The sequence below is a fragment of the Streptomyces sp. NBC_00247 genome (genome assembly GCF_036188265.1).
Lineage (GTDB): Bacteria > Actinomycetota > Actinomycetes > Streptomycetales > Streptomycetaceae > Streptomyces.
This window is the reverse complement of the sequence record NZ_CP108093.1, coordinates 773,620-789,380: the sequence shown is the minus strand read 5'-3', so window position 1 is coordinate 789,380 and position 15,761 is coordinate 773,620. Positions and strand designations below refer to the sequence as shown.

Annotated in this window: 18 protein-coding genes; 17 read left to right on the top strand and 1 reads right to left on the bottom strand. The window is 70.6% G+C overall.

The genetic code is table 11. The features are described from left to right. The first annotated feature begins 52 nt into the window (after positions 1-52). Entirely contained in the window at positions 53-802 is a 750-nt protein-coding gene (locus OHT52_RS03080; RefSeq protein ID WP_328718562.1) for a Clp protease N-terminal domain-containing protein, read from the top strand. 129 nt (positions 803-931) lie between these two features. On the opposite strand, the gene OHT52_RS03075 is transcribed toward OHT52_RS03080, so the two are convergent. After that, positions 932-1,711, bottom strand: a complete 780-nt coding sequence (locus tag OHT52_RS03075; RefSeq protein WP_328718561.1) for an SDR family NAD(P)-dependent oxidoreductase — start codon at positions 1,709-1,711, stop codon at positions 932-934. 110 nt (positions 1,712-1,821) lie between these two features. Here OHT52_RS03075 and OHT52_RS03070 point away from each other — a divergent pair, with 110 nt between their 5' ends. From OHT52_RS03070 to OHT52_RS02995, 16 genes are all read left to right on the top strand, one after another. After that, positions 1,822-2,262 (top strand): DUF6278 family protein, encoded by a 441-nt coding sequence (locus tag OHT52_RS03070; protein WP_328718560.1) that lies wholly within the window; start codon positions 1,822-1,824, stop codon positions 2,260-2,262. A gap of 148 nt (positions 2,263-2,410) precedes the next feature. Further along, on the top strand, positions 2,411-3,154 hold the full coding sequence (locus OHT52_RS03065; protein ID WP_328718559.1) for an amino acid ABC transporter ATP-binding protein: 744 nt from the start codon (positions 2,411-2,413) through the stop codon (positions 3,152-3,154). Between the two features lie 14 nt (positions 3,155-3,168). Further along, on the top strand, positions 3,169-4,080 hold the full coding sequence (locus tag OHT52_RS03060) for a glutamate ABC transporter substrate-binding protein (protein ID WP_328718558.1): 912 nt from the start codon (positions 3,169-3,171) through the stop codon (positions 4,078-4,080). Between the two features lie 13 nt (positions 4,081-4,093). Continuing rightward, complete coding sequence (locus OHT52_RS03055; protein ID WP_328718557.1) at positions 4,094-4,738, top strand: amino acid ABC transporter permease; 645 nt, start codon at positions 4,094-4,096, stop codon at positions 4,736-4,738. After that, positions 4,735-5,598 carry an amino acid ABC transporter permease gene (locus OHT52_RS03050; protein WP_328718556.1) on the top strand — a complete coding sequence of 288 codons (864 nt, stop codon included), beginning with the start codon at positions 4,735-4,737 and terminating at the stop codon, positions 5,596-5,598. Before OHT52_RS03055 ends, OHT52_RS03050 begins: the two co-directional genes overlap by 4 nt. Positions 5,599-6,195: 597 nt before the next feature. After that, on the top strand, positions 6,196-6,813 hold the full coding sequence (locus OHT52_RS03045; RefSeq protein WP_328718555.1) for a hypothetical protein: 618 nt from the start codon (positions 6,196-6,198) through the stop codon (positions 6,811-6,813). Continuing rightward, a complete protein-coding gene (locus tag OHT52_RS03040) occupies positions 6,696-6,947 on the top strand; it encodes an RHS repeat-associated core domain-containing protein (protein ID WP_328723593.1) in 252 nt (83 codons plus the stop codon). The genes OHT52_RS03045 and OHT52_RS03040 overlap by 118 nt, the downstream gene beginning before the upstream one ends. Positions 6,948-7,032: 85 nt before the next feature. Beyond that, on the top strand, positions 7,033-7,350 hold the full coding sequence (locus OHT52_RS03035; RefSeq protein WP_328718554.1) for a hypothetical protein: 318 nt from the start codon (positions 7,033-7,035) through the stop codon (positions 7,348-7,350). 988 nt (positions 7,351-8,338) lie between these two features. After that, positions 8,339-8,668 carry a TcmI family type II polyketide cyclase gene (locus tag OHT52_RS03030; RefSeq protein ID WP_328718553.1) on the top strand — a complete coding sequence of 110 codons (330 nt, stop codon included), beginning with the start codon at positions 8,339-8,341 and terminating at the stop codon, positions 8,666-8,668. Beyond that, positions 8,665-9,936, top strand: coding sequence for a beta-ketoacyl-[acyl-carrier-protein] synthase family protein (locus OHT52_RS03025; RefSeq protein WP_328718552.1), 1,272 nt, complete (start codon positions 8,665-8,667; stop codon positions 9,934-9,936). The genes OHT52_RS03030 and OHT52_RS03025 overlap by 4 nt, the downstream gene beginning before the upstream one ends. Beyond that, a complete protein-coding gene (locus OHT52_RS03020; protein ID WP_328718551.1) occupies positions 9,933-11,171 on the top strand; it encodes a ketosynthase chain-length factor in 1,239 nt (412 codons plus the stop codon). The genes OHT52_RS03025 and OHT52_RS03020 overlap by 4 nt, the downstream gene beginning before the upstream one ends. Positions 11,172-11,193: 22 nt before the next feature. Then, a complete protein-coding gene (locus OHT52_RS03015; RefSeq protein ID WP_328718550.1) occupies positions 11,194-11,463 on the top strand; it encodes a phosphopantetheine-binding protein in 270 nt (89 codons plus the stop codon). Between the two features lie 104 nt (positions 11,464-11,567). Further along, positions 11,568-12,362: a 3-oxoacyl-ACP reductase FabG gene (gene fabG, locus OHT52_RS03010; RefSeq protein WP_328718549.1), complete on the top strand. Its 795-nt coding sequence runs from the start codon at positions 11,568-11,570 to the stop codon at positions 12,360-12,362. Between the two features lie 104 nt (positions 12,363-12,466). Then, positions 12,467-13,420 (top strand): aromatase/cyclase, encoded by a 954-nt coding sequence (locus tag OHT52_RS03005; RefSeq protein ID WP_328718548.1) that lies wholly within the window; start codon positions 12,467-12,469, stop codon positions 13,418-13,420. Position 13,421: 1 nt separating this feature from the next. Continuing rightward, positions 13,422-14,876 (top strand): FAD-dependent monooxygenase, encoded by a 1,455-nt coding sequence (locus OHT52_RS03000; RefSeq protein WP_328718547.1) that lies wholly within the window; start codon positions 13,422-13,424, stop codon positions 14,874-14,876. A 131-nt stretch (positions 14,877-15,007) separates the two neighbouring features. Then, positions 15,008-15,691 carry an antibiotic biosynthesis monooxygenase family protein gene (locus OHT52_RS02995; RefSeq protein WP_328718546.1) on the top strand — a complete coding sequence of 228 codons (684 nt, stop codon included), beginning with the start codon at positions 15,008-15,010 and terminating at the stop codon, positions 15,689-15,691. Positions 15,692-15,761 lie beyond the last annotated feature (70 nt).

Below are 15,761 nucleotides of genomic sequence, written 5' to 3'. Positions count from 1 at the left end.
GACTGACAACCGAAGGTTGACACTCTCCGGAGTGTCAACTTAAGGTTGACATATGACGCAACCGGCATCAGTGAACCCGCCCGTGCGCCTCGACGACCTCATCGAGGCCATCAAGAAGTCCCACGCGGACACCCTGGAGCAGCTCTCCGGCGCGGTCGTCGCGGCCGACCACCTCGGTGACGTCGCGGACCACCTCATCGGCCACTTCGTGGACCAGGCCCGCCGCTCGGGCGCCTCCTGGACCGACATCGGCAGGAGCATGGGGGTGACCCGGCAGGCCGCGCAGAAGCGCTTCGTCCCGAAGAAGCCGGACGAGTCCGCGGAGCCGGACCCCAACGAGGGCTTCGCCCGGTTCACCCCCCGGGCCCGGAACGTCGCGGTCGCCGCCCACAACGAGGCCCACCTCGCCGGGAACACCGAGGTCCTTCCCGCGCACCTGGTGCTCGGCCTCGTCGCCGACACCGAAGGTGTCGGCGCCCGGGTGATCGCGGCGCGGGGCGTCACCCCGGAAGCCGTGCGCGCCGCGGCCCTCGCCGTGCTCCCGCCCGCCGCCGACGAGGTTCCCGAGCTGATCCCGTACGACGCCGGCTCCCGCAAGGTCCTGGAGCTCACCTTCCGCGAGGCCCTCAGGCTGGGCCACGCCTACGTGGGAACCGAGCACATCCTGCTGGCCCTGCTGGAGCACGAGGGCGGCGACGGGGTGCTCACCGGCCTCGGGATCGACAAGCAGCACGCGTCCGCAGCCGCTGAAGCCATGGTCGCGGCCGCCACCGGGGCCACCCGGAACCGGCCCGGCGCCTGACCCGCTCGCGGGGGTGTTCGCACGGTGGACGCCCCCGCGACCATCCGAGCACCCGACCATCCGAGCACCCGACCATCCGAGCACCCGACCATCCGAGCACCCGACCATCCGAGCACCCGAGCACCCGCCTCAGTGGACGGAGAGCCCGCCGTCCACGAAGAGCGACTGCCCGGTCACGTACGCCGAGCCGGGACCGGCCAGGAACACCGCGGCGGCGGCGAAGTCCTCGGCCAGCCCGTTGCGCCCCACCATGGTGCGGGCGGCCAGCGCCGCCACCTTCTCCGGGTCCGAGGAGAGCCGGGCGTTCAGCGGGGTCATCACGAAGCCGGGGACGAGGGTGTTCGCCGTGACCCCGTGCCGCGACCACGCCTCCGCCTGGGACCGGGCCAGCGACTCCAGTCCGCCCTTGGAGACGCCGTACGCCCCGCTGTTCACGAAGGCGCGGTGCGCCTGCTGCGAGGAGATGTGGATGAGCCTCCCGTACCCGCGCTCCGCCATCCCCGGCCCGAACCGCTCGCCGAGCAGATAAGGGGCCTTGAGGTTGATCGCCATCGTGGTGTCCCAGACGTCCTCGCCCAGCTCGCCCATCGGCGGACGCAGGTTGATCCCGGCGCAGTTCACCACGATGTCCGGTTCCCCGGACCGCGCGACCGCGGCGTCGGCCGCCCGCCGGACCCCTTCGGTCGTGGCGAGGTCCGCGCTCACCCAGCCGGCGCGGCAGCCTGCCTCGGTCAACTCGTCCACGGTCGCCTTCAGTTCGGCCTCGCGGCGGGCCACGACGGTCACCTCGGCACCCGCGCGGGCGAGCGCCTCCGTGATCGCCCGGCCGATGCCGGAGCTGCCCCCGGTGACGAGGGCGGTCCTGCCTTCCAGGGAGAAGAGTCCGGAGAGATAGTCCTGTGTGCTCATCCCGGCAGCTTACGGAGCGGCCGGTGCCCCTCCCGGGCCGGGTGCCACGCCCTTGTCGCGTGGCGCGCGCCCTGTGGCGTACGGGGGGACGAAAGTGCGACCCTTGTGGGGTGAACATCCCCTTCTTGGACAACTGGCGCAAGCGTCAAGGCGGTACGCGCGCGGTGACGCTGGCGGAGACCGCGGCGACCGACCCCGCCGGCCTCGCGGAAGTTCTCGCGGAGTGCGAGCTGCTGCGCGTCCGCGCGGAGAGCGGCGGCCTCGAACTGGACGACACCCCGGGCTCGTTGACCGCGCTCGACCAGCTGCCGCCGCGCTGGCGCGACGATCCGGAGGAGGTGCCGTGGATGGGGAACGACGCGGGCCTCTACCTCGGCACCGTGCTCGTACGGACCGTGCCGGGCGCCCGGTGGGACATCTGGCCGAGCGGGCAGCCCGTCGTGCTGCTGGCCTCCGGGCGGGAGATCGACGTCGTCGGGGCGGGCCTGGACTGGGCGGTCTACGGCAGTCCCGAGCTGTCCCAGGTGTACGCGGAGGCGGCCGAGGAATGACGTCCGGGTGGTGTCCGGCCTCCGGTCCGCCGGAGACCACCTAGATAAACAGCCTTTTGCCCTGTTTGCGTGTCGGGCGTGAAGTCCCTTACCCATGCGGATAGTTTCCGCTGAGCCGACACACAGCGACACATGGGCAGGGCAGCGTATGGCCGTCGATCCGTTGATCGATCTGCGGGACGTCAACAAGCACTTCGGAGAGTTGCACGTTCTGCGGGACATCAATCTCACCGTCGGCCGCGGGGAGGTGGTGGTGGTCATCGGCCCCTCCGGCTCCGGGAAATCCACGCTCTGCCGTGCGATCAACCGGCTGGAGACGATCGAGTCGGGCCGGATCACCATCGACGGGAAGCCGCTCCCCGAGGAGGGCAAGGGACTGGCGCGGCTCAGGGCCGAAGTCGGCATGGTCTTCCAGTCGTTCAACCTGTTCGCGCACAAGACCGTGCTGGCCAACGTCTCCCTCGCGCAGATGAAGGTGCGCGGGCGGAAGAAGCAGGTGGCCGACGCCCGTTCCAGGGAACTACTGGAGCGCGTGGGGCTCGCCGCGCACGCCGACAAGTTCCCCGCGCAGCTCTCCGGAGGACAGCAGCAGCGCGTGGCCATCGCCCGCGCACTCGCCATGGACCCCAAGGCCCTCCTCTTCGACGAGCCCACCTCGGCGCTCGACCCGGAGATGATCAACGAGGTGCTGGAGGTCATGCGGCAGCTGGCGCGGGACGGAATGACCATGGTCGTCGTCACCCACGAGATGGGCTTCGCCCGTTCCGCCGCGAACCGGGTCGTCTTCATGGCGGACGGACTCATCGTCGAGGACCGCACTCCGGAGGACTTCTTCACCGCGCCCGAGAGCGACCGCGCCAAGGACTTCCTGTCCAAGATCCTCAAGCACTGACGGGAGGCTCCGCGTTGCGTACGAAGAAGATCACCGCACTGCTGGTCGGCCTTGTGCTGGCGACGCTCGCCGCCGGGTGCGGCAAGGAGGGCAGCCCGCCGGTCAAGGGACCCAAGGCCGACGCGTTGCCGCACTACACGGTGAACACCGGCTTCCGGCTCCCCGCGTCGAAGACCTGGACCGCGGCCGAACGGCGCGGACGGCTGGTCATCGGCGCCAAGGAGGACCAGCCCTACCTCGGCGAGAAGGACCCGGCCACCGGGATCTACTCCGGCTTCGACATCGAGATCGCCACGATGGTGGCGGCCTATCTCGGCTTCGGTCCGAAGGAGATCCAGTTCAAGACCATCGCCTCGGCCAACCGCGAAACCGCCCTGCAGAACGGCCAGATCGACTACTACGTCGGCACCTACACCATCAACGACATGCGCAAGAAGCTCGTCGGATTCGCCGGCCCGTACTTCATGGCCGGACAGGGGCTGCTGGTGCGCACCGACGAGAACGACATCCACGGTCCCGAGGACCTGGCCGGCAAGACGGTCTGCTCGGCCGCCGGGTCCACCCCCTACCAGCGCATCGCCGCCGACTACCCGAAGGCGGACCTGGTCGCCTACGACACGTACTCCATCTGCGTCGACAACCTGCTGACCTACCAGGTCGACGTCGTCACCACGGACGACGCGATCCTGCTCGGCTTCGCGGCGAAGGCGCCGGACGAGATGAAGGTCGTCGGCAAGCCCTTCTCCGAGGAGCCGTACGGCATCGGCGTGCCGCGCAGCGACAACGCCCTGCGGTCCGCGATCAACGACGCGTTGGAGGAGAACGAGAAGAACGGCAACTGGAGGAAGGCGTTCGAAGCGACGCTGGGGCTGTCCGGAGTCCCTGCGCCGACGCCGCCGCCCATCGACCGCTACCCGGCGAACTGAGGGACCGGCCACCATGGACGTACTGACAGAGAACTTCTCGCTCTACGGCAAAGGGTTCCTCGGCACCCTCGAACTCACGGTCTTCGCCTCGCTCCTGGCCCTGGTGCTCGGCTTCGTCATGGCCTCGTTCCGGGTCGCGCCGGTCGGCTCGCTCCGGCTCGTCGGCACCGTCTGGGTGACGGTGCTGCGCAACACCCCGCTCACCCTGCTGTTCTTCGCCGTCCTCCTCGGCCTGCCGCGCTTCGGCCTCGTCCTGCCGTTCGACGTCTTCGCCGTCCTGGCGCTCGGCTGCTACACCTCGGCGTTCATCTGCGAGGTACTGCGCTCCGGCATCAACACCGTGCCCACCGGCCAGGGGGAGGCGGCCCGGAGCCTCGGAATGTCCTTCGGGCAGACGCTGAACACGGTGGTGCTGCCGCAGGCGTTCCGCTCCGTGATCCCGCCGGTCGGCTCCACACTCATCGCGCTCGCCAAGAACTCGGCCATCGCCGGCGCCTTCAGCGTCACCGAGCTGCTCGGCACCTACAAGACCCTCAACGAGCTCGGCTACAGCATCATCTGGACCTTCGTCTGGATCGCCGTCGGCTACCTCATCATCACCCTGTCCATCAGCGCGCTCTTCACCGTGCTGGAGAAGCGCTGGGGAGTGACGCGATGACCACCCACGCCGTGCCCGCCGCCACCGCGCTCTACGACATCCCGGGCCCCGAAGCCCGCAAGCGGCACTTCCTCTACGGCGTCGCCGCCACGATCCTGGTGGCCGCCCTCGTCGGCTGGATCGTCTATCTCCTGATCGACACCGGCCAGTTCGCCGCCGCCAAGTGGAACCCCTTCACCTACAAGGGAATCCAGGAGCTGCTGCTGCGGGGCCTGGGCAACACCCTCAAGGCGTTCGGGTACGCGGCGGTGCTCTCGCTGGCACTCGGCGCGGTCCTGGCCGTCGGCCGGCTCTCCGTGCACCGGCCGGTCCGCTGGATCGCCACCCTGCTGGTCGAGTTCTTCCGGGCCATGCCCGTGCTGGTGATGATCTTCTTCATCTTCGTGGCGCTGAAGGTCCAGCCGCTGCCCGCGCTGGTCGCCGGACTGACCCTCTACAACGGGTCGGTACTCGCCGAGGTGTTCCGTACCGGCATCAACTCCGTGGAGCGCGGCCAGCGGGAGGCGGCGTACGCGCTGGGGATGCGCAAGACGCAGGTCACGGCCTCCGTGCTCGCGCCCCAGGCGGTACGCGCCATGATGCCGACCATCATCAGCCAGCTCGTGGTGGCCCTGAAGGACACCTCGCTCGGATACCTGATCACCTACGAGGAGTTCCTGCACGCGGGGAAGCTCATCGCCTCGAACCTCGACTACGACCTGCCGTTCATCCCGGTCGTGATGGTGATCTCCCCCATCTACATCGGGATGTGCATGCTCCTCTCGTGGTTCGCCACCTGGATGGCCAAGCGCCAGCGCCGCAACCCGAAGACGGAGGCCGTGGAAGTCTCCGCGGCCGGACCTGGACCCCTGTTGCCCTGAGGGGGCCCGGTGGATCAACCCCGGACACCCCGGCCGGCCAGCAGCCGGTGATCACCTCCCGCGCGCCCGGAACCCGGACGTCTTCCGGGCTCCGGCCCGCGCGGGGAGAAGGTCAGCTGTATGCCGGTGAACCCGCCGAAAGGCAGAGGGGGCGTTGCCCAACCGAAGTACCGGAAGGTGCCGTTGACGGAGAACGGGTCGTCGTCGTGGGGATGCACGACGAAGGCCCGTTCCTCTGTTCGCTTCCCCTGCGCTGTCTGTTCGCTTTCGGTTCGGGTGGCCGAAACCCATGTGTTTACTGTGTGATGCGTGTCACTTCGATACGTTGTCGCTGGTGGTATTGGAACCGGGAGGACGGGTTCCGAATGGGTGCGAAGATCGGATGATCTGAGGGATTTGGTGGAGGTGTCGAGAGGATGACCTCGCCGCCCCGGTGGCACTCCGTAGTGAGCGGAGGTGGATGGGGCGAGGTGCGAATCTCGGCATACAGGTTGTTCTTCGGGGGTGATCGCCGACAAACCTCTGGTGGAAGTCAGGCCACTCCTTGACGAGGGTGTCCGATCGATCGTTGACTCCCCTCCCGTTGGAGTACGCGGTGTGAGGAGTTACAGCCGTACCGTCGTCAGCTACGACAACCTCTACCGGGCGACCAGGTCACAGATTTCCCTCGCGGCCTCGGACCCGCTCGTCACGTCGAAATCCGCCGCGGCCACGTACACCTCCGACACGGCCTACAACCCCGACGGCACAGTGGCGTCCACCACGGAACCCGCGGCCGGGGGACTTCCCGCCGAGACGATCCAGACGAAGTACACCGCGACGGGCCAGCCCACGTCCGTCTACTCCGGCACCTCCGGCTATCTGCAGAGCGCGAGCTACAGCGCGCAGGGGCAGCCCCAACTGCTGAGCCTCGCCGTGTCGTCCGCCACGGGCAGCAAGAAGACCGACCTCAACTTCGACTACGAACCGGGCACCGACCGACTGCTCCGCTCCTACGTCACCACCCCGCAGACGGCGCCCTGCAAACCCCAGGGCCTCACCTACACGTACGACGACGCGGGCAACGTCCTGAAGATCACAGACGAGCCCAATCGCGCATCGGGGCCCGTGAGTTCGACCCGGCCACAGGGCGCTTCCTCAGCGCGGACCCGCTGTTGGAGACGGGCAAACCCCCATCGCTCAACGGGTACTCGTACGCCGAGAACAACCCCGTGACGCTGGCGGACCCGACCGGCATGTACGTGCGTTGGTGCTCGTTCTCAGCGCGACGATTCTGTCGACGGCGTGTACGACAACGCCCCCGGACCCCGCTGAAACCGGATACCGGATGGAGAACGGTGAACTGGTAGTCGTCATGCCTGTCTGCCCCGGGGTCTCGATCCAGTCGGTCGAGGTGGCGGTGAGAGTGAAGGGTGAGGGTCGCGGGGACGGTTCGTGACCCTGTGGGAGGCCACCGGTCCAAGGACGCAGGAGGCGCGGGAGGGCGCCTTCACGGTGGGCAGTGCGCGGAGCTTCGCCACGGAGCGGAAGCCGTTGGCCCGAGCGCTTCCCAACATGTACTACGTCCTGGCGCGGTACACCCCTGAGGCTTTCGGATCCACCAGCGAGGAGGGGGCGGTGGACCTTGGACGGCTTCGGTCGGCGACCCTGGGCCCCGACGAGTACATGACTCATCGGAGCGAGGTGATGACCGAAACTCAGATCAGGGCCCAGTACCCCTGTGCGGAAGCGTCCGCCACGCCCTCGCTGTAGGCCTGCGGCGTCCGGGAGAAGGCCGGGGCATGATCGGGCCGTTGCCGCCGGGGATGCACGACGGCAACGGCCCGATCTCCGTGTGCGCTCCGCCGAAGCCGCCGATGCCGCCGCTCAGTCGGCGGCATCGGCGGCGGGCCGTCGGCGGGAGAAATGTCTGTGCGGCGTGCGTCACGCCTGCTGCCACCTGCACCCTGCCGGGGCCCTACGCCTCGGAGTTGACGGCCTTCCGCAGCGGACGGAAGGCCGGGTCGCGGTGGGCCCGCGCCAACTTGTCCTCTCTGCGCGAGAGTTGGCGGGACGCGGCCTGGTCGGTGATCGCGCGCCGGCCGCGGAGGAGGGGCGCGCACTGTGGCGTGTCTCCCGTCCGTCCCGCGTTTCGCATCCCTCCCCGGACCCTTTCCTGTCATTGGTCCGCTGGGATCTGACGTCGGTGTGCTGCCTCTGACGTAACTGACGATTCCCTGAACCGCACCGCCTTGTCCGCGTCTCCGCGACCGTCGAACCTTGAGGTCACGGCCTGGTGGCGTGTCCTGGAGAGGTGGGCGAAGTCCGGTGGAACCTGTGACGGGCGGTTCGTGGGAGTGGGCGGGAACGGGGTGCGCGGACGGCTCGGCCGTCGGGCGCACGCCGCGGCCCGGCCGCGCCGCACGGCCGCCCGTCCGTCCGGCCGGCCCCGTCCACGAGGCGCCGACAGCCGCTGTTCGCGTGGTTCGTGGCGTGCCCGCCGCCGTGGGGGCCTCTTCGTCCGTCGACCCCGCGCCCGGGGCACCGGCCGCCGCCGAAGCCGGCGTCCGCGGTCCCGTCGTCGCGCGCTGTCGGCCCACCGGCTGACCCGAGCGGCCCGTTCTCAGGGCCGCGACCCTTCCCGCCCGTCCGGGCGCGTCCGTGCGTGCGCATCGTCCGCGCAGGCAGCGCCGGAAGGTCCCGCAGCGGGCGCGCCACGCCGCAGTCATGTCATGAACGCAACATGAACCAGGAGTGAGTGATGCACAGCACGCTGATCGTGGCACGGATGGAACCAGGCGCGAGCGCCGACGTCGCCCGGTTGTTCACCGAGTTCGACGCCACCGGAATGCCGCACCGGATGGGCACCCGCCGACGCCAGTTGTTCTCCTACCGAGGCCTGTACTTCCACCTCCAGGACTTCGACGAGGACAACGGCGGCGCCCTGATCGAGGAGGCCAAGACCGACCCCCGCTTCCTCGGCATCAGCGAGGACCTCAAACCGTTCATCGAGGCGTACGACCCCGCGACCTGGCGCTCCCCGGCCGACGCGATGGCCAAGCGCTTCTACACGTGGGAGGCGTCCGCGTGAGCGAGCGCCGCGTCGTCATCACCGGCGTCGAGGTGCTCGCACCCGGCGGGGTAGGCGTCAAGGACTTCTGGAGCCTGCTCAGCGAGGGCCGCACCGCGACCCGGGGCATCACCTTCTTCGACCCCGCGCCGTTCCGCTCCCGCGTCGCCGCCGAGATCGACTTCGACCCGTACGAACACGGGCTGACGCCCCAGGAGGTCCGGCGGATGGACCGCGCCGCGCAGTTCGCGGTCGTCGCCGCGCGCGGAGCGGTCGCCGACAGCGGCATCGCCACCGGCGAGCTCGACCCGTACCGGATCGGCGTCTCCGTCGGCAGCGCCGTCGGCGCGACCATGGGACTGGACGAGGAGTACCGCGTCGTCAGCGACGGCGGGCGGCTCGACCTCGTCGACCACCGGTACGCCGCGCCCCACCTCTACGGTCACCTCGTCCCCAGCTCGTTCGCCGCCGAGGTGGCCTGGGCCATCGGCGCGGAAGGCCCCAGCACCGTGGTCTCCACCGGCTGCACCTCCGGCATCGACTCCGTCGGCTACGCCGCCGAACTGATCCGCGAAGGCAGCGCGGACGTGATGGTCGCGGGTTCGTCGGACGCACCGATCTCCCCGATCACCATGGCCTGCTTCGACGCCATCAAGGCCACCACACCCCGCCACGACGACCCCGCGCACGCCTCCCGCCCGTTCGACGGCACCCGCAACGGATTCGTTCTGGGGGAGGGCGCCGCCGTGTTCGTGATCGAGGAGCTGGAGAGCGCCCGCCGCCGAGGAGCGCACATCTACGCCGAGATCGCCGGCTACGCCACGCGCTCGAACGCCTACCACATGACCGGACTGCGCCCCGACGGCGCCGAGATGGCCGAGGCGATCCGGGTCGCGCTGGACGAGGCGCGGCTGCCCGTGGAGTCGATCGACTACATCAACGCGCACGGCTCGGGCACCAAGCAGAACGACCGGCACGAGACGGCCGCGTTCAAGAAGAGCCTCGGCGACCACGCCTACCGGACGCCGGTCAGCTCGATCAAGTCCATGGTGGGCCACTCCCTGGGAGCGATCGGTTCCATCGAGATCGCGGCGTCCGTTCTCGCCATGGAGCACGACGTGGTCCCGCCCACCGCGAACCTGCACACCCCCGACCCCGAGTGCGATCTCGACTACGTGCCGCTGCACGCACGGGAGCAGCTCACCGACGCGGTGCTCACCGTCGGCAGCGGGTTCGGCGGGTTCCAGAGCGCGATGGTGCTGGCCGACCCGGAGAGGAGAGCGGCGTGACCACTCCCTCCTCCGTCGTCGTCACCGGCCTCGGCATCGCCTCGCCCAACGGCCTCGGTACCAAGGACTACTGGGCGGCCACCCGCGGCGGGAAGAGCGGCATCGGCCGGCTCACCCGCTTCGACCCGTCCCGCTACCCGGCGAGGCTCGCCGGCGAGGTACCCGGCTTCACCGCCGAGGACCACCTGCCGAGCCGCCTCATCCCGCAGACCGACCGGATGACCAGGATCGCCCTCGCCGCCGCCGACTGGGCGCTCGCCGACGCCGGGGTGCGCCCCGAAGAGCTCGACGCGTTCGACATGGGCGTGGTCACCGCGAGCGCCTCCGGAGGCTTCGAGTTCGGCCAGAACGAGCTGCGCAAACTGTGGAGCCAGGGCAGCAAGTTCGTCTCCGCCTACCAGTCCTTCGCCTGGTTCTACGCCGTCAACAGCGGACAGATCTCCATCCGCAACGGCATGAAGGGGCCGAGCGGGGTCGTCGTCGGGGACCAGGCCGGCGGACTCGACGCCGTGGCCCAGGCCCGCCGCCAGATCCGCAAGGGCACCCGGCTCGTCGTCTCCGGCGGAATCGACGCCTCCCTCTGCCCCTGGGGCTGGGTCGCACAGCTCGCGAGCGGCCGGCTCAGCACCAGCGAGGAACCGAGCCGCGCCTATCTGCCCTTCGACCCGGACGCCCGGGGGCACGTGCCCGGCGAGGGCGGCGCGATCCTCATCCTGGAGGACGCGGAAGCCGCCACGGAACGCGGCGCCCGCCACTACGGGGAGATCGCCGGATACGGCTCCACCTTCGACCCGAAGCCCGGTTCCGGACGCCCGCCCGGTCTGCGCAAGGCCATCGAACTCGCGCTGGAGGACGCCTCGTCGGACCCGGAAGGCATCGACGTCGTCTTCGCCGACGGCGCGGCCGACCCCGGACTCGACCAGGCCGAGGCCGAGGCGATCACCGCCGTCTTCGGGGAGCGCCGCGTGCCGGTCAGCGTGCCCAAGACCATGACCGGCCGGCTCTACTCGGGCGGTGCCCCGCTCGACGTGGCCGCCGCCCTGCTGGCGCTGCGCGACGGGTTGATCCCCGCCGCCGTGAACGTGCGGCCTTCGCCCGGCCACCCGCTCGACCTCGTCGTCGACCGGCCCCGCCCGGCCGCACTGCGCACCGCGCTCGTGCTGGCCCGCGGCCACGGTGGATTCAACTCCGCCGTCGTGCTGCGCGCCCCCGCCGAGCCCCGCCCCGCCCACTGACCCGACCACTTGAGGACTCCCCATGCCTGCCGCAGAGTTCACCCTCACCGACCTCGAACGGATCCTCCGGGAGGCCGCCGGCGCCGAAGAGCGCACCGACTTCCACGACGCCGTCCTGGACACCGATTTCGGGTCCCTCGGTTACGAGTCGCTGGCGCTTCTGGAGACCGGCGGAAGCATCGAACGCGAGTACGGCGTGACGCTCGACGACGACGCGCTGACCGACACCACCACGCCGCGCGCGCTCATCAAGGTCGTCAACGAACTGCTGTCCGCCTCCGCCACCTCCTGACGCCACTTCCTGACGTCCGCCACTTCCTGACGCCACCTCCTGACGTCCGCCACTTCCTGACGCCACTTCCTGACGTCCGCCACCTGCTGAGAGGACCATCCACCATGACCGCCACCACCAGCGAGGCAGGCCGCGTCGCCCTCGTCACGGGAGCCACCAGCGGTATCGGACTCGCCGTCGCCCGACTGCTCGGCGCTCAGGGCCACCGGGTCTTCATCGGCGCCCGCGACGCAGGGAACGTCGAGTCCACCGTCAAGGAACTCGCCGCCGAGGGGCTGACCGTCGCCGGAGCCGTCGTCGACGTCCGGGACGCCGACGCCGTACGGGAGTTCGTACAGGCCGCCGTCGACCGGTTCGGCACCGTCGACGTGCTGGTCAACAACGCCGGCCGGTCCGGCGGCGGCGTCACCGCCGACATCGCCGACGAACTCTGGGAGGACGTCATCGAGACCAATCTGACCAGCGTCTTCCGGGTCACCCGCGAGGTCCTCACCACCGGCGGCCTCCGCCACAAGGACCGCGGTCGCATCATCAACATCGCGTCGACCGCCGGAAAGCAGGGTGTGGTCCTCGGAGCCCCCTACTCCGCCTCCAAACACGGCGTCGTCGGCTTCACCAAAGCCCTCGGCAACGAACTGGCGCCCAGCGGGATCACCGTCAACGCGGTCTGCCCCGGATACGTCGAGACGCCGATGGCCCAGCGGGTCCGGCACGGATACGCCGAGGCGTGGGACACCACCGAGGACGCGATCCTGGCGAAGTTCCAGGCCAAGATCCCGCTCGGCCGGTACTCCACCCCCGAGGAGGTCGCCGGTCTGGTCGGCTACCTCGCCTCCGACCCCGCCGGTTCCATCACGGCCCAGGCGCTGAACGTCTGCGGCGGCCTCGGCAACTTCTGACCGCCGCGAAACCCGGTCCCCGGGCCCACCCGCGAAGCCCGGACCCGGGCCGACCGCAGGACCCCTCCGCGAAGCCCAGCCCCCGAACCTGAGGAGCAGTGACCATGACGACCCGTGAGGTCGAGCACGAGATCGCCGTCGACGCCCCCGCACCGGCGGTCTACCGCCTGTTGGCCGAGGTGGTGAACTGGCCGCGCATCTTCCCGCCGACGATCCACGTCGACCAGGTGGAGCGGAGCGAGGGTGAGGAGCGCATCCGGATCTGGGCCACCGCCGGCGCAGGCGGAGAGGCCAAGAACTGGACCTCGCGCCGCACCCTGGACCCGGAAGCCCTGCGCATCACCTTCCGGCAGGAGATCAGCGCCCCGCCGGTCGCCGCCATGGGCGGCACCTGGATCGTCGAGCCGCTCGACGGGGACAGGGCACGGGTGCGGCTGCTGCACGACTACCGCGCCGTCGACGACGATCCCGCCGGACTCGCCTGGATCGACGACGCCGTCGACCGCAACAGCCGCTCCGAGCTCGCCGCCCTCAAGATCAACGTCGAGGCGGCCCACGCGGCCGAGGAGCTGACGTTCTCGTTCACCGACAGCGTCCAGGTCGCGGGGGCCGCGAAGGACCTCTTCGACTTCATCGACCAGGCCGACCGTTGGGAGGAGCGGCTGCCGCACGTGGCCACCGTGCGGCTCACCGAAGACGCCCCCGGACTCCAGACGCTGGAGATGGACACCCGCGCCAAGGACGGCTCCACCCACACCACGAAGTCGTACCGGGTGACGTTCCCGCACCGGCGCATCGTCTACAAGCAGGTCACCCTGCCCGCCCTACTGACCCTGCACACCGGCGTCTGGACCTTCGACGAGGGGCCCGACGGCACGGTCGCCTCCTCCCAGCACACCGTCACCCTGAACACCGAGAACATCCCTGCGGTGCTCGGCCCCGACGCCGGCGTGTCCGACGCCCGTGCCTATGTGCACTCCGCCCTGTCCACCAACAGCCTCGCCACCCTCGGGCACGCCAGGGCGTACGCCGAGAACCTCGCAGGGGAGCAGGGCTGACATGGTTCACGACCGTCCGGACACCCAGGTGGTGGTCGTCGGAGCCGGTCCCGTCGGGCTGCTGCTCGCCGGGGAACTGCGCCTCGGCGGGGCGCGGGTCGTCGTACTGGAACGGCGCACCGGACCCCTCACCGAGTCGCGGGCCACGACGCTGCACGCCCGCACCATGGAGATCCTGGACAGCCGTGGACTGCTGGAGACGATCCCCGCCCCGCCGAACGACCTCCGCGGCCATTTCGCCGGCATCCCGCTCGACCTCGGCCTGCCCGGCAGCCACCCGGGCCAGTGGAAGGTTCCCCAGGCCGCCACCGAGCGGCTGCTGGGCGACTGGGCCGCCGGGCTCGGCGCCGACATCAGGCGCGGCCACGAGGTACGGGCCGTCACCCGGAACGCCGGGCACGTGGAGGCCGAGGCGCTCGGACCCCGCGGCCCCGTGCGGATCCGGGCCGACCACCTCGTCGCCTGCGACGGCGAGGACAGCACGGTCAGGCGGCTGGTGGGGGCGGACTTCCCCGGCCACGACGCGCGGCGCGAGATGGTGCGCGCCGACGTCGACGGCATCGACGTGCCCGACCGCCGGTTCGAGCGGCTGCCGGACGGCCTGGCCATCGCCGCCCGGCGGCCCGACGGCGTGACCCGGCTGATGGTCCACCCGCACGGTGCGCCGGTCCGGACGCGCACCGGCGCACCGGCGTTCGCCGAGGTGTCCGAGGCGTGGAAGCGAGTCACCGGCGAGGACGTGAGCACGGGCGTGCCGTTGTGGGTGAACGCCTTCGGCGACGCGTCCCGGCAGCTCGCCCGCTACCGGCACGGGCGGGTGCTGTTCGCGGGGGACGCGGCCCACCGGCAGATGCCGATCGGCGGCCAGGCACTGAATCTGGGCCTCCAGGACGCCTTCAACCTCGGCTGGAAACTGGCCGCCGAGGTCACCGGCCGCGCCCACCCCGGCCTGCTCGACACCTACCACGACGAACGCCACGCCGTGGGCGCGCGGGCCCTCGCCTCCATCGAGGCACAGGCACTCCTCCTGCTGGGCGGACCCGAGGTCGACGCGGTGCGCACTCTGATCCGCGAACTCGTCGCCCACGCGCCCGTCCGCGCGCGTCTGGCCGCCGCCGTCGGCGGACTCGACGTCCGCTACCCGGTCGGCGGTCCGCCGCACCCGCTGCTCGGCACCAGGCTGCCGGTCGTACCGCTGGCGGCCGCGGGAGGCGCCCCCGCCACCAGCACCCAGGTGCTGCGGGCCGGGCGGGGTCTCCTCCTCGGCCGGGGCACGCCCCCCGGCCTCGGGGGCAGGACCGTCCCCGTCTTCGCGCCGGGAGAAACCGGTGGGGGAGAGGACGGCGGCTGGACCCTGGTGCGCCCCGACGGCCACGTCGTCCTGGCCGGCGCCCACACCGACACGCACCAGAAGGAGTTCCACGACGCGCTCACCCGGTGGTTCCCGGCCGCCTGACGCCCCACCTCCCCGTACCCCCGCCCCACCGACCCTGCCCGCTCAGGTCCACCGGCCGACGCGGACAGGCCCGCCGCGGCCGGACTCCGCACCCGCCGCACATCCGATCACTTGCTCACGGAGGAACGACCATGCCCCTCATCACGCCCGACGACCACTACCTGACCCTCTTCAACGTCTTCGAGACGGAGACCCCGGAGCTCCAGGACGAAGTCCTCGAAGCCATGCGGGACATCGTCGACAACGCCGATTACCCCGGCTGGATCTCCTCGACGCTGCACGCGGGCGTGGACTCCCCGGGCACCGCCAACTTCATCCAGTGGCGCAGCGCCGCCGATCTCCAGGCCCGCTACGAAGGCCAGAAGTTCCAGCAGAAGACCGTGCCCCTCTTCCACAAACTCTCCCGCACCGTGAGGCAGTTGAAGACGGAGCTCGCCTTCAGTCAGCATCACCCCGCGTTGCGGGGCCCCATCGAGTTCTCGCCCGACCGGGACGACCACACCGTGCTCATCGTGCTCGACACCCGGCCGGAGGACCAGCGAGAACTCCTCGACACCCTGGCCGTGCCCGACGAGTGGATCAAGACGGTGCCCGGCTACCGCTCGCACACCTACTTCCGCGGCCTGGACGGAACCTTCGTCGTCAACTACGCCCAGTGGGAGAGCAAGGAGCACTACGACGCCTTCCACACGTTGCCCGAGGAGCAGCGGCCCGCCGACGTCCGCGCCGGCCGCGACCGCGCCCGCGCCCTCGTCACCGGACGGCAGGCCAACGCCTACCGGGTGACCCGCTCGCGCTCCGCGGCGACGGGCTGACGGCCATGGCGACGGAACGCAGGACCGCGGCGGACCCCCGGCACGTGACCGCCGAGACGCCGGACACCGA